The 13,980-nt window shown below is 30.7% G+C and carries 13 protein-coding genes; 1 reads left to right on the forward strand and 12 read right to left on the reverse strand.

Going from position 1 to position 13,980, the window contains the following annotated elements; translation table 11 throughout:
* Nucleotides 1-82: 82 nt before the first annotated feature.
* The 8 genes from RTR43_RS09000 to RTR43_RS09035 all read right to left on the reverse strand — a co-directional run bounded on the left by RTR43_RS09000 (nt 83) and on the right by RTR43_RS09035 (nt 9,227).
* On the reverse strand, nt 83-1,261 hold the full coding sequence (locus RTR43_RS09000; protein ID WP_312471224.1) for a hypothetical protein: 1,179 nt from the start codon (nt 1,259-1,261) through the stop codon (nt 83-85).
* 166 nt (nt 1,262-1,427) lie between these two features.
* A complete protein-coding gene (locus RTR43_RS09005) occupies nt 1,428-2,198 on the reverse strand; it encodes a DUF6602 domain-containing protein (protein WP_312471225.1) in 771 nt (256 codons plus the stop codon).
* Nucleotides 2,199-2,519: 321 nt separating this feature from the next.
* Nucleotides 2,520-3,359, reverse strand: a complete 840-nt coding sequence (locus tag RTR43_RS09010; RefSeq protein ID WP_312471226.1) for an HNH endonuclease — start codon at nt 3,357-3,359, stop codon at nt 2,520-2,522.
* A gap of 111 nt (nt 3,360-3,470) precedes the next feature.
* Nucleotides 3,471-3,707, reverse strand: coding sequence for a DUF6884 domain-containing protein (locus RTR43_RS09015; protein ID WP_396954555.1), 237 nt, complete (start codon nt 3,705-3,707; stop codon nt 3,471-3,473).
* 418 nt (nt 3,708-4,125) lie between these two features.
* The gene (locus tag RTR43_RS09020) at nt 4,126-4,359 is read right to left on the reverse strand and encodes a hypothetical protein (protein WP_312471229.1); all 234 of its coding nucleotides are present in this window, start codon (nt 4,357-4,359) and stop codon (nt 4,126-4,128) included.
* A gap of 291 nt (nt 4,360-4,650) precedes the next feature.
* A complete protein-coding gene (locus RTR43_RS09025) occupies nt 4,651-5,778 on the reverse strand; it encodes a reverse transcriptase family protein (RefSeq protein ID WP_312471230.1) in 1,128 nt (375 codons plus the stop codon).
* Nucleotides 5,779-5,874: 96 nt separating this feature from the next.
* Nucleotides 5,875-7,788 carry a retron Eco8 family effector endonuclease gene (locus tag RTR43_RS09030; RefSeq protein WP_312471233.1) on the reverse strand — a complete coding sequence of 638 codons (1,914 nt, stop codon included), beginning with the start codon at nt 7,786-7,788 and terminating at the stop codon, nt 5,875-5,877.
* Between the two features lie 83 nt (nt 7,789-7,871).
* Nucleotides 7,872-9,227 (reverse strand): HNH endonuclease, encoded by a 1,356-nt coding sequence (locus tag RTR43_RS09035; protein ID WP_312471234.1) that lies wholly within the window; start codon nt 9,225-9,227, stop codon nt 7,872-7,874.
* Between the two features lie 538 nt (nt 9,228-9,765).
* Here RTR43_RS09035 and RTR43_RS09040 point away from each other — a divergent pair.
* Nucleotides 9,766-10,569 (forward strand): HNH endonuclease, encoded by an 804-nt coding sequence (locus tag RTR43_RS09040; RefSeq protein WP_312471236.1) that lies wholly within the window; start codon nt 9,766-9,768, stop codon nt 10,567-10,569.
* 228 nt (nt 10,570-10,797) lie between these two features.
* Here the strand turns inward: RTR43_RS09040 and RTR43_RS09045 are convergent, their stop codons facing one another.
* The 4 genes from RTR43_RS09045 to RTR43_RS09060 form a co-directional block, all read right to left on the reverse strand.
* Nucleotides 10,798-10,947 (reverse strand): hypothetical protein, encoded by a 150-nt coding sequence (locus tag RTR43_RS09045; protein ID WP_312471238.1) that lies wholly within the window; start codon nt 10,945-10,947, stop codon nt 10,798-10,800.
* A 139-nt stretch (nt 10,948-11,086) separates the two neighbouring features.
* Entirely contained in the window at nt 11,087-11,641 is a 555-nt protein-coding gene (locus tag RTR43_RS09050; protein WP_312471239.1) for a GIY-YIG nuclease family protein, read from the reverse strand.
* A gap of 173 nt (nt 11,642-11,814) precedes the next feature.
* Nucleotides 11,815-13,686: a hypothetical protein gene (locus RTR43_RS09055; protein WP_312471240.1), complete on the reverse strand. Its 1,872-nt coding sequence runs from the start codon at nt 13,684-13,686 to the stop codon at nt 11,815-11,817.
* Nucleotides 13,683-13,973, reverse strand: a complete 291-nt coding sequence (locus RTR43_RS09060; protein ID WP_312471241.1) for a hypothetical protein — start codon at nt 13,971-13,973, stop codon at nt 13,683-13,685. The genes RTR43_RS09055 and RTR43_RS09060 overlap by 4 nt, the downstream gene beginning before the upstream one ends.
* Nucleotides 13,974-13,980: the final 7 nt, after the last annotated feature.

Raw genomic sequence — 13,980 nt, forward strand, 5'->3', positions numbered from 1 at the left:
ATATTTTAACTTGGGTATGAATTAAGGTATATAGAAAAGGCAGAAAGCTATTGCCTTCTGCCTTTAACTGTTCCATAATGTTTTACTTTTTTTGTTTTTCCAATTGTTCTATCTGTCTTTTCATTATGGATATTTCTTCTTCACTTTTACTTGTATAATTACTTAACATTTTTTGATACTTTTTTTCAATAACGTCAATCTTACTCTCATTATTGAATCCTAAAAAGATAAATACACAAATTATTCCTATAATAGCAAATGAAAAAATTGAATAAAAATGTTTATTGTTAATTGGTGCATCATATACAATTACTCGTAATATATAAAAAAGAACTAATAAACATAATATTAGTGAGAAATTCAAAGCTAATACATTTGCGGTGAAATTACTATCTATTTTAGGGATGGCACTAAGATTTACTCCAATTACAGCAAATGCAGCTACCATTATTGAAAGAATAGTCGTTATGTCTTTATAAAAAGCTTTAATTTTATCACTATGATTATTTATTAGAGAATGTATAGATTCTATATTATTATCTTGTTCTATTTTATGTTGTTCAAATGAGTCTAATATACGAGTTTGTTCAGTTGTTGCCTCATTAACTGCTTCTAACATATCTTCCTGCTTATGCATTAATTCAATACTTCTTTTACTAGTAAAGAAATGTAAATAATGCATTCCTTTATTTGATAATCTCATAAGGGTTTCATAAGAACATATCTTATCAATTATTGTGCCATAATCTAAAAATCTATAATACATTCTAGCTTCTGACCCAATACTTTCAAGACCAATATACCTCTCCTCATTAAATAATTCCCTATTAGTTCTGTATAAGCGATGTAGATTAAATCTAAGTTGGAGGGTAGTATCAAATTGGGAATGATTATCATAGATTACTTCTGGTGACTCCTCTTTAATATCGAACTCTTCAACTTTGACATATTCGATATAATCATTCAAATAAAGAATCTTTAGATGGTCGAAAAATTCACTTTCTCCAAAGTTAGAATATTTGTAAATATCCGCTACAAGTTTTGCAGGATATTCCCCTCCCTGAGTTATTTGAAAACTTGATTTAGCATTCATCACTGATTCTAATAATTTTATAATCGTATTTTCGTTTAAATCATTTATTTCATATTGAATCGTCCTATTTGATTGGTACATATTAAATTCCTTTTCCAGAAGATTGATTTTTTCTTCCAATGATAAAGAATCTAATTCTTTATATATTAAATTTGCCAACTCCACCATCCACATACTCCACCTTTTAAAAAAATGTTCTCTTATATTAAGTAACTCAAAAATATATCCTTGACAATGATATGTGTTAACAAAACAAACTAATAATAATGTTTAGTATGCCTAATAAAATCAAAATTTTATTAAATTGAAGAGAATAACTAGGATTTAATCTCTTCTAAAGTAAAAATTTATATTTGAAGTATGGATTTTTTGATTCGTAAGGAAACCAAACATTTGTATTGTTAATAACAGAAGAATAATTTAAATAAAATAACGAGTTACTTAGGAAATACGCAGGTGCTAATGGGTCGGTGAATTTATAAATATGCCATCCACATCCAGAAGGAAGTTCACTAGTATTACCAAAATACTTTACAAAACTCTTTTCATTTATTGACACATGATTTACAACTCTAGTTTTTAATCCCCTTGCTGCGTTTTTCAAATGTGTTTCAATGGTACTAAATTTAAAATTTGGTCCCTCAATACCTATAATACCCACGAAAATTTCTTCTTTTAAATCAAAGCGGGGATTATCTGTTATTGGTGCACCTAATATTTCGGACCTATAATTGTATACAACCTCTGCAATATTCCCTAATTTTTCTGAGGACTCCATTAATTCTTGTGAAGTTAATCTAGTTTTTACCTCTATTAATCCCTTAACAGCATCTGGAGTTACTATTATTACGTCCCCAGTCTTAAATAAAGTCGGGTAGGATTTATCATATATAATAATATCAATTTCTGTCGACTCCCACGAATCAGTAACAATAAAACCTCTAGAAACCCCATAATTCTCAGGGATTTTTTCTTCAAATACCTTCTTAATTGCAAACTCATTGATTTGCCCTTTAGTTAACCCATGACTAATCAAGCTTGCAATTCTCTCTTTTGTTACTTCTATTTCTTTATATAGTTGGTTATGATATCTTACAGTTTGCATTTATTTCCCCCTTTATCATTAAAAAACTCTCTTGCAGTTGGAACTAGAGATATTCTGCCAAGAGCATTTAAATAAACCAGTTGAATGTGAAGCCATTATTATTTTGATTAACTACCTATTAAGACTCAATTCCACCTTTTTTTCTTTAAAAATGTCTTCTAGATGCCATTTCATGTACTTCTGTTGTCCCTCATTCAAAGCAATGTTCATAGCTTTGTTGATATTAAGAAAAACCTTTGTTTCTTTATCTTAGCAAGCGGAAATCAAAATTGTGCCATAGCTACCACTTTGTTCATACCTATGAAATGTAATTGTATTTATTTATTCGAAATAGTTATTTAAAGGATGAAATGCAATTTTTGTTAACTTCTCAACATCTTCTTTGAGATTTAAACTATGCATCATTCTATGACAATTTGGGCATAGCGCCACTGTATTTTGGATACTGTCTTGTCCTCCTTTTGAAAGCCATACAATATGATGGGTTTCTAAAAATGGAATTCCATCTTTATTTATGAAAGGAGCTGGCTCTTCACACAATTCACAATACCCATTAGCTCTTCTTTTAGCATACTCACTTACATATATATTTCTTTGATAGTGAGTTACTGTTGATTGTCTAGTTCCTACTATTTCACATGCTTTTTTTGCTCTAGTTTGTATTTCATTATCACTTAATCGTCTAGCTTTCTTTTCATTATGTATTTCCAAATGAGAAAGAGTTGATATTGGTATACTTAATTCTGTTTGTTTCTCTAAAGACTTAAATGGAAACATCCAAACTAACCTTTCATTTCCATTGAAATCATTTTGTTCTTCCTGATAGGGTTCAGATACTAATTCTATCTGCCCCATAAATGTACATTTTTTAGATTCAAAAATTTCAAATAAATAAACTTCTATTCCTTCCTCTTTCGATTTTGCAATTCTTTTGTTCTCTCTTTCTATTTTTTGATTTCCATCTACGCCCATCCCCGTATAATGAAATTCCCCTTCAACCCATCTATCATTATATATAGATTCAACATGATTACTAATAATCACAAGTGTATTAGTTTCTTTTGAATATTTAACTCCCTTTTGTTTATTATTCTTGAAAATATCTGCAATTTCTTCATGTGTTAGAGTGTCACCTATTACTAGACCATGATAAAACGACATATTTTTTCCTCCTAAGGAAATAAATGACTTTATTAACATTAATTAAAATTCCCATACTTATCTAATTCGTTTCATGATTTAGCTTCTATTTTTTTCTTATTGATTCTTTACTTACTCAGACCATTTCTTTCCTTCTGATGCTTTCATATTATTTAGTGTTAAGTCGTATGGGTCAACTACATTATGTTGTCTTAATAGTCCATACTTTGCAGATATCACATACCAATCGAAATACTCCTGCTGCTCAATGAATTTGACTACTTTTTTTAACAAAGTTGACTCTTGATACATCTCTCTAGCAATACATGGGTAATTTGCATTTATTTTAGTGCAACTTGCTAATGTAATTTTAAATTATCCCATCTCCAACTTAAGCACATAGGAATATTATACCATGCATAAACAAAGCAAAAGAGTAGCAAATTTGCTATTCCTCTTTCTAATTAAATTTAGTTAAATGGAGAATCTTCCATCGGATATCTCTCTCGAACAATACCAGTGTTTTACTAACATATTTAATTTACTTATCAATCTTTAAGAATACCTTTATTTGAGTCGTGTCGGAAATTTACCGAATGCTTGTTTGTGCATGAGAGTAGTCTTTTATAACATCCTACCCACAACAAACCAACTCCACAGCAGGCTTAAATAATGCCATCAGAATCATTCCTAAGCACAAACATCATCAGACCTCTTAAACACCACCTCGAATGGTATGTCTGCATCCCAAAAAAGACATCCAACCAATTTGGATGCTATCATACAGTTACTTAACTTTTTCTTGTAGTACTTCTTTTAATAATTCAACAGCACTTTCTTCACTTGGGTCATTTGTTCCAAGTTCACCACGAAAAGCTTTGGAAAGTACTAAATTAGATAAAATCTTTATTTTTTCCAAATCCGAATAAAACTCTTCGATTTTTTCTAACTTTAATAATATACTCATTACACGTTTTACTATCTTTATTTGCTCCTTAGTTAGTGGTACAGGTACATCCATTAATTGCTGAAGAATAGGTTTTTTCTAGCATCATCTATAAGAACTCTATTAATAGTTGAAAAAGTTCGAATTAGTATGGGAGGAAAGGGCAGTAATCAATATAGTAAAATCTTTCTGCCAAAGAATATATAAAAAAAGAGCAGATTAAATATCTGCTCTTCCTTTAACCACTTCTTTAATTCAGTCTATCATATATGTATATATGCTTATTTCTAGATAAACTAGGATTTATGATTTTTGTTACAAAAGATAGAATCTTATTATTAATTAAATAGGAATTCTACCTGTATATTATAATTTAATACTAGATAATATTTCTAAAGCCTTTTCCGTTCTTTCTATTTTTCTAGAAAAATCACAGGTATATTCATTTATTGATGATTCATTTAACGATAATAAATATGCTCTATATCCAGCTAAGTAATTTATAATTCGTACTCTAAACCTCGCTGTTCCTTTAGATGTATCAACTAAATTAGGATTGACTGATTCTAACCTATTTTTAAATTCTATAAATGATTTAGGATATTTTCTTTTTGAGCCATTATTTTCAAACGCATAGAGTAACGTATTTAGTGTCTTTAATTTTTTTCTTGTTAAAGAAACTTTATCTGATACTATATAACCGTTTAAAATAATTTTATCTTTACCTTTAATTACCTTTTTTGAGTTTATTCTCAAATTTATATCCTTTAATATATCTTTTAATTTACCTATAAAAAAGGATTTGGTTATCTCAGGATTATCTGAGGAAAATAGCATATCATCTGCATATCTAGTGTATTGAACTTTAAATTTATCACAATACTTTCTAAATCTTATATCAATTCTTCTCATCAATATATTTGATAATTGAGGAGATGTTATTGCTCCTTGAGGAAGACTACCATGAAGAGTAGTAATAGAAATAAATTCATCAAGGATTTTTTCATTTTCATTAGGAGTATCAATATATTCTGATAAACAGTCACGTACTAAATTTTCCTTTAAAGAATTAAAAAAATCCTTTATATCAATTCTTAAATAATATTTTTTTTTACAGTGAGGAATTAAAAAATCTAAATAATTCTTTTCTTTTACAAACCCACATACACAATCTGGTAAAGGTATATGTTCTAAATAATTATTTAAAAATTTCTTTTGTAATTTATACAATAAACTTCTCTTATTAACTGCATTAATTGTTCTTTCTTTATTATTTACCAGTATATTAAATGTTTCATAATAATCTTGAACATCTTCTTTTAAAGGGACCTCATCAATCGGACTCATTCCAAGGATTTTCCCATGAAAATAATCCCTGCTATAAATAGGTGTTATGATAAAATTTTCCCCCTTAATAATAATGAAGTAAGTACTTCCTGAGAGCGATGCATCTGCAGACAACGAACAGCGAATAGCTGGAGCAAAAAGCACCATTAAATTCCTTGGTTTTTTATAGTCATCTAGAGTTTGTCGGACTCCAGAGACTTGCTACAAGGAGAGAATATGATAGAAATCAAAACTCTTTACTACTTACTTCATTATTATTTCTAACTTATTTATTATATCAGCAATTTCTGGAAAAGTGACATTAAATTTAGATTTTTGATTATCAAACTTTTTAAAAATGTAATTCAAAAATTCTGAAAGCCATCCAGAACCTTTTGGTAACCTCTTTAACTTTAAAGCTATTTCATATCCTTCTTTTATGTCTGATATAGTACATTTTTTCACTTTTTCTTTAGTTAATTTACTTAATGGTTCCAAATTTCCCTCAATAATTGTTTTTAATATATTAATTTTATAGGATATATTTTCATTTTTATTATAAGCATCTCTTAGATTTGTCCTGTCGGAATAACCAGTTTCATCTTCCATTAACCATTCATAAAAATAGGTATAGCTAAATTTATTGACTATTGCTCCTTCTGTAGTAGTCAAAACAGGATAAACATTATAATATTTACAATAAGATTTAATTAACGTTCTAAATGTATAAAATAAATCGTCCCCAAATATTAAATAATCTTCATCATATTTAAAATCACCCTTTTTAGAAATACCCACTATCCTATTTCTTAAATACAGCAAATTTCTCCTTGTTCCATAATAAAATTTTTCATGTTTTTTTATTTCCGTATTTTTTAATGGATTGTAGCTATCTCCAGTAATAGAGAATCTTTTTTTCCCCCCATCATATGTAACGATTTTATCCATATCGAGTAGAAGTAAATAAGGAATATCTAAATTTCGTTGAAATGGATGAGATACATCTAAAGAAATATTATTAGAATTATAGGAAAAAATTTCAATCTCATTTAATACAGGATAAAGTTCTCTTAAAGTATCATTATTGAATAACTCGTATTCTGTAACACCTTCGACAAATAATATTCCTTTTGAAAAGAAATAACTTGCTTCTTTATCACTAATTACTTTGTTACTTCTTTTATTATCTAAATTTTTTATTTTCCTAACATTAGATTTCAAATTTACTTCATTTATTTGAAATATATTCACATCATTAAAAATCAAAGCATTCTTAACAATCCTAGGAGAGTGAGTCGCAATTACAGTTTGAATCAGTTTACTCTGTGAATAAATAACATTAACGAGTTCATCAATTAATGTGGGATGCAAACCAATCTCAGGTTCATCAAGAATTATTATAGGGTTCTTAACTTTACTCATATGTAATTTATCTAGTATTGTATAGAATATTCTTAGATAATTATATGAATTATACCCCTTAGAATAAAAATCCAGATTATTTTTTTTAAAGTTAAATCTATCTCCACCGAATTTTAACTTGTAAATTTGTTTGAATTTTTCACTGTTTTTATACGGCTGTACATTATATTCTAATCGTTCAATTTCATTTTTTAAATCAATTAGATATTCAAAGTATTTTATTCCATATATATCCTTTAAAATATCATCTAAATCATCTGAAAATTTTTCCTCTTTCACACTTCTTCTTTGCCCTAAATCGCCAATTACATTCCAAATATTTTCCCAGTCATATAAGTCAATATTTCTAACATCTATATAATAAACAGGGAATAAATACTTTATTAACTTTCTTTCCTTGTAATCATGACTCCAAAATACAGTATTATTTTTAAACTGTTTAAAAGTCACGGTCACAGTTGAATTTGAATCTTTAAGTTTATTAATTTTAGAAAAGAACTCATTTTCTAAATTATTATCAGCTATTTCCAAAAAATTTTTTAAATCAAATTTAATAGTTATCTCCGCATAATTATTATAGGGATTTTCCTTGTCGAAAATATCTGACTCTAATTTATTCTCAACTAGGTTTTCATAAAAATAATATAAATATTTCTGAATGTTTGTTTTACCTACACCGTTTCTACCAATTAAAATATTGAATTTTTTTAAATCAATATAAGTATTACCTAAACTTTTCACATTTTTAAATCTCATACTTAAGATACCTATGATAGTCACTTCTCCTTACTTCTAAAAACCATCTACTGAAAACTTAATGCTAACAATAATAAATTACTTTAGTTGGTTTTTAATACATTATTACGATGCCACTGCATATAGTGTTGCTGACCCTCATTCATCCAAATATTCATAGTTTCATTAATATTCAGAAAAACCTTTGTTGCTTCTTCTAAACTATCCGAAATCATAACTTTTCCACCATCATCAAAACTAATATATCCCTTATCAAATAAAGCATCATGGTTAGGACAAAGTAGCAATCCATTATTGACATCTAGCCGCTCCCGACTATTAGATTGACTCCATGGTTTTATATGGCTTGCAACTAGGAAACGTTCATCATGTACACCACAAAGTCTGCATTTCTTTTCTATAGCTAAAAGAGACATTTTAAAAGCTGACTGACCGATTCTAGACTTAATGATTTGCTCTTTCTCAGTTTCGGTTATTTCGGTATTGGTAAGATTTCCCATATCATTTAATTCTAATTCATTTTGCACATTGCTATTTCTAGAGTTCCATAACTGCTGAATTTCAATCGCATGTTCTGGCGGCAATAAATAATTTGTTTGCTGTCTAAGCCTTAGAATTAGTAAATCCTTTAAAAGGGGATGCTCAAGCAGTGATAGCCTGTTAATAAACCCCTCTTCAAGACGAACCTCAAGAACCTCTAGTTTTACCGCTAGATATGGGTTTGCCCAGTCATCTATATTCCAATAATCTTTAGCATTTTCATCATCAGTTTTTTCCTCTGGCAAACTTACTACTCTAGCTTTGGCTAAAATTCCACCACTGCCTCGTTGTCCGCCATCTGACCTCCACAAAAACACTTCATCATCTATTCCAATTTTATCTAAAAAATGCTCCTGCCTTAATGACCACCATATGAATCTATGATTCATAACGTAATTGTCAATATCGAAAACATTAGGATTCCCTTGAAATATCCAAGTGTTACCATGCTTTCTGGTTAATTCCGTATCATTTAAGTCATTAGAAGGTTTCCCTTCATCTTTTACTTGCAAATTTTCTTGAATCACCGCAACATCTTTTTGAGTGGTAATAGATTGTTGAATATTAAAGAATGATTTCAAATTCTTATGTAGTTCGATATTCGTCTCTTTAACCCAAGGGTCTCCATTAGGTCTATCCTCTTTATAATGAACCATGGTTACTTTATTCAATTCGAAAATTAAAGGTTCATAGGAAATAAGCCATTCAAAAGCACCAAATTTCGCTTCTGTTAGACCATCGTAGTAACTTTCCATAATAATTGAATGATTTCTTAACAGAGTTAGTTTATAATTTTTATTTCCGTGTTTAGAAGTTATAATATAATATTCTGTTTCTTTACCTCTTCCTTTCACATATTCTTTATTTGTAAAACTTTTATTATACTTTTCTATTTCCACTTAATTCCGCCCCTATTTGGATTAATTGGTACAACTTTTTTCCATTCATCGAGATGCACATTTAATTTAGCGAAACTTAATTAAGCAATCTTCAAACATCCCATCTTAATTTTAAAAACACAGGAATATTATACCATGCATAAACAAAGCAAAAGAGTAGCAAATTTGCTACTCCTCTTTCTAATTAAATTTAGTTAAATGGAAAATCTTCCGTCGGATATCACTCTCGAACAATACCAGTGTTTTACTAACATATTTAATTATTATTCATTCTTTACCATACCTGTTATATTAGTCTTATCGGGAATTTACCGAATGTTTGTTTGTGAATGAGAGTGGTAAACTCAAGCTAACACGAAATCAGAGAAGGCTTACATAATCCTTTCAGTTTCAATCGGAAGCATTTTTACAGAGTACTCATACATTATTCCTCCAGCAATTCTAACCTCTGTGGTGTTTTCAAAGAAAAGCTTCTAAAGTTTGCTCGAATACTAAGAAGATTTTGTTATAATTTTTACTGAGAAAGGGGAATTATAAGATGGCTCCAAAAGAACAACTTTTAGCGTTAAGTTCGGGGATTGGCTTAGCTGGTTTAGCTGTGGCTAATTTCTGGGATTATGGTAGAGAAGCAATTGAGGTCTATAAAAAGGAAATAATTGAGTGTGTCTTAAAACCCAAAAAAGAGACAGCAATACACCATTATCTAAAATTTTTCCAAAACATAGAAGAGGTAGATATGATGTGGAAGAATGCTGATTTAGATAAAGCTTACGATTTTATAGTCAGAATTCTTGAAGAAGTAAACTTAAAACCAAATCTACCTGAGCCAGATTTTGAAAGCTGCGATGAAGAATATGGACATTATGGGTGTGAATGTAATGAAATTGTTGAACAATGGATAGCTTTTGTAAGTGAAAACATGGAGCATATTGATGAGCTTATTAAACACTCAGCTTTCCAGTTCATTTTTCAGGATAGGAAGTTTCTTCATGACTTTCACTTGGAGCTCGCCGACCTTATTGAGAGGGAAATGGATTATATTAAGACCAATTACTCTGAATATGTAACTACCAAGGACAGACTCAGAAGAAAAAATTTCCCAGCGTGGTTAAAGCAAGCGGTTTTTTACAGAGAAAAAGGAACTTGTGCAATATGTCGTTGTGACCTCTCAAATTTAATTAGAAACCAGAACCAAATACATATTGACCATATCATTCCATTAAATTTGTTTGGTACTAATGACTCTTCCAATATGCAATTACTTTGTGAAGCTTGCAACACATCAAAAGGAGACCGAACTACAGAAACAAGTTCAATAAATGTTCCTTTTTGGAATTTATAAGGGTTTTTAAGATGGCAGGCAAAATGATTCTCACTTACCCGCACTAATGTATTGTAACTCCTATGGATGTGCTGGATATATAAAAAGTGTTTTATTATTATAGAACTGTATAATTCTGCCCCCTACGTTCAATCTTCCGCTCAAAATACAAAAAGGAGAGACTCAATTAAGAGTCTCTCCTCATAGTGATATACACAGCTACTCTTTTTGGGGTAGTTACTTACTGCTTTAAACTTCGCTTATAAAGCGGATGCCTTGGAATGTTGCTAGTGGATTGACTATCTTCTCTTTAGGTACTTCAAATTCAACCCAATCAATTTTAACTATAATAGGTTCTTCAGCTTCTACCTCAGAAAGATTTAATTTTATACTGCTCATGCATCTAAAATACTTCAATAACAATTCCCACATTGGAGCATATTGCTTAATAATCTTAAAGATTTTTACTCAATTTGAATAGACTTGTTTTGAGGAGCTTTTTTATCGTCCTCTCTCCTTAAAAAATGTGCTTCAAATTTCAGCATTCACAATTTCTTGGCATGAGTATTTGCTTTTTAGGTATCGTTTTACAGTACCTTGATAGATTGCCAGACTTGTTTGCTAAGGCTTCATCAATCTTTTCTAATGATACCTCACTTCTCCATTTATGGGATAGATACTCCCTCATCTCAGCATACATCCACTTTCGGTTAGACTCTTTCACAATCCTAGCTATTACTCTCTGAATTGAGCGAATTTCATATCTAGGATTTTCAGTTTTATTGAATTGAGGAATCCAGTCTTGGATGAATCTAGATTCCATTTCCTTCAACTCACGCTTAGGCATAGGCTTGAAGATTACTTCAATATCACTTGGAATTGATTTAAATAGTTGCATCAGTTTAGGATTTCGATGTTGCTTACTCTCCTCTTTCAGATATCCACTATTGAATCTGTGCCATAGATTATTAGTCTTTCCCACGTACTTTAAGCTTCCATTTATATGATAGAAGTACAGACCGCTTTCCTTGTCCAAGTGTTCTTGATAATTCTTTATCTCGGTGAACTTGATTCTACGTAATTGTTTTGACATTGATATTTGAAGCTAGTGTACGCCCTCACTCTCGACAATATATCATTGCCCGACACTACGATTTTCAGCAACTCCGTCACCTCGCTTTCTATAATTTAATTTACAATATTATCATTTTCTTAGTTTCTCCCACGATTAGGATGACCTTTATCTGTTTATACTTTATACTATAGCTAACTGATTAGTTTTATATTTTCTTGGACTTGTATTGGACGGCAATCCTTTACAAGTTTTTTTCTGATTATTTTTGGGAAGCTTGACTTACTCATTTCTTCTTCTGTTATCCCCATCTCTTCTTTTAACTTTTTGTTAGATGGAATTATCTCCAAGCCATAAGCATCCACCATCTCGGCAATACAACGTTTGAATTGTTTAGTTTTGAATTCTTGCTGTCCCTTAAAGTATAACTTCACCATATCTAATATTTCTTTCTCCGTTGTCCAACCTTTACTTTGCACTAATTTAAGTGTATTAAACTGTATACTCGATACTACTTCCTCGTTCAGCTCTGCGATTTCTTTCCCTAAATCTTGAGGGAAAACTCTATCAGCTTCCTGCCTCCCAAAAGTTCTCATAATTCCTTCATATGAAATCGTTCTACCTGTACAGCCTGTTTCTAACCAAATCTTGCACATTTCATCAATCTGGCAAAAGAAATCATATGTGTACATAGGCAACTCATAGGTACTACTCTTATACTGAAAATGATTCACTCTTTTATGCTGTTTCTGCGTTAACAGTAAAGACTCAGGGATTTCCAAATCATCTAGCTTCCTCGTGACCCGAAAAAGGGTTAGGAAATTCATTCTAGTTCCCGTAGAACTGGGACTCCTACCAAATTGTTTCGCTAAAGTTCTTATGCTGTGGTAGAACACAATTCTTGGGTCTGAATCATTAGTAATATACTCTTTCGTTAGGTCTAACAGTATATATAAGTCTTGTAAATGCCCATACCTATTGAACACCTCATAGAAGTTAGGATGGATTTCTTCAAGTTCTTCAGACCTTAATAACTCCTTGTACATATCTACAGATTCCTTAAATTCTTTCACGGCTTCACTCTCATATATCTCTATCTTGTAGAGTTGCATCAAGAGTTTCTTTGCCTCTACAACAGAGCATTCTAACAACCGCTGTACCACATGAAGAATTGTTCCTGTGAATGAATTACTTGTAGAATGGCATTTATATAGCCAATGACCATTATTTCTATGAGATTGATAGATTGAGGCACTTGGATTATCCTCGTCATGAAAGATGTCAATGAAATTGCCTTCTGCTCTAATTCCCAAGAAGGCTCTTAAGTCTTGCTTCTTGAGGTAATCGATTACTTCGTTATTTGATAATGTTACTGGTTCAATATAAAGTAGTTCTTGAAGCTTCTCTATGTCTTTATTCCTTATCAACTCAACATAATTGGTAAATATGACACTTCGGGATGCTTTAGGGTTCGTGTGAACCCTTGTGACGGACATATAAAGATTACTCTGTATGTCCTGCAAAGGGCTTGTCTTTAAGCCAGCGAAGCTGTATACCTTAAGCCGATTATTGGAATTAAATGGGGTAGCTTCTCTGCCACCAAAGAACAGGCGGCTACCATCTCTACATGCTTTGTCTGCTTGTGGATACTGTTCAAGCAAGCTATCCATAATATTTTCAAAATCCTTGTATCGAGTTAATGGCTTGTCCAATACAAACACTACACGAAATTTATGGTGACAATCCTTGTGGCTAAATGTTGTGTAGAGAAAAGCTGCATTTTGTTTAAAGAATTCATCATTTTTTGCTTCGTCTAATGTTAGACCTTCATCAAAATCTAATGCTATTACTTGTTGAGATTCCCAATTTACCTTTGACCTTTTAATGCTATCGCCAATGGATTTAAAGGTAGCAGGAATGAATGTTTTTCCTTTTGTAACCTCTTCTGCCAGTTTTACCGCATCAATCTCACCAGGACTACATCGGATAATGCGGTTATTTATCAAACCGATTTCATTTCCGTAAGGCTTGGATGTATACTCAACTGTATCCAGTATTATTTTCATCCTATTGCCCCACCGAAAATATCATGCTGAAGAAATTCTTTTAAATCATTTTGCAACTCTTCAGTCGTATCATTCATATTGACTAACACGAGTAAATTAAATTGTTCATGAAATTTTTTAGTTACTGATTCTTTAACTCTTTCAACTTCAGTTAAAAATCGAGTAAAATAAATGAACTTCTCTGATATATTTGCTTCATTCTTTAGCTGGATTGCCCATGGTGTTTTTTCTTTTCCATATGTTGCATCCACTAATGTTAATCCATCATAATTCTTTAAGTAAACCAATTTGTTT

It is taken from the genome of Neobacillus sp. (assembly GCF_031988165.1).
Classification (GTDB): domain Bacteria; phylum Bacillota; class Bacilli; order Bacillales; family Cytobacillaceae; genus Neobacillus; species Neobacillus rhizosphaerae.

Excerpts from the sequence above, each read along its gene's own strand:
- RTR43_RS09045 (WP_312471238.1), bottom strand. The coding sequence starts at position 10,947 with ATGAGCAGTATAAAATTAAATCTTTCTGAGGTAGAAGCTGAAGAACCT.
- RTR43_RS09000 (WP_312471224.1), bottom strand. The coding sequence starts at position 1,261 with ATGGTGGAGTTGGCAAATTTAATATATAAAGAATTAGATTCTTTATCA.
- RTR43_RS09025 (WP_312471230.1), bottom strand. The coding sequence starts at position 5,778 with ATGGTGCTTTTTGCTCCAGCTATTCGCTGTTCGTTGTCTGCAGATGCA.
- RTR43_RS09010 (WP_312471226.1), bottom strand. The coding sequence starts at position 3,359 with ATGTCGTTTTATCATGGTCTAGTAATAGGTGACACTCTAACACATGAA.
- RTR43_RS09040 (WP_312471236.1), top strand. The coding sequence starts at position 9,766 with ATGGCTCCAAAAGAACAACTTTTAGCGTTAAGTTCGGGGATTGGCTTA.
- RTR43_RS09020 (WP_312471229.1), bottom strand. The coding sequence starts at position 4,359 with ATGGATGTACCTGTACCACTAACTAAGGAGCAAATAAAGATAGTAAAA.
- RTR43_RS09055 (WP_312471240.1), bottom strand. The coding sequence starts at position 13,686 with ATGAAAATAATACTGGATACAGTTGAGTATACATCCAAGCCTTACGGA.
- RTR43_RS09005 (WP_312471225.1), bottom strand. The coding sequence starts at position 2,198 with ATGCAAACTGTAAGATATCATAACCAACTATATAAAGAAATAGAAGTA.
- RTR43_RS09050 (WP_312471239.1), bottom strand. The coding sequence starts at position 11,641 with ATGTCAAAACAATTACGTAGAATCAAGTTCACCGAGATAAAGAATTAT.
- RTR43_RS09030 (WP_312471233.1), bottom strand. The coding sequence starts at position 7,788 with ATGAGATTTAAAAATGTGAAAAGTTTAGGTAATACTTATATTGATTTA.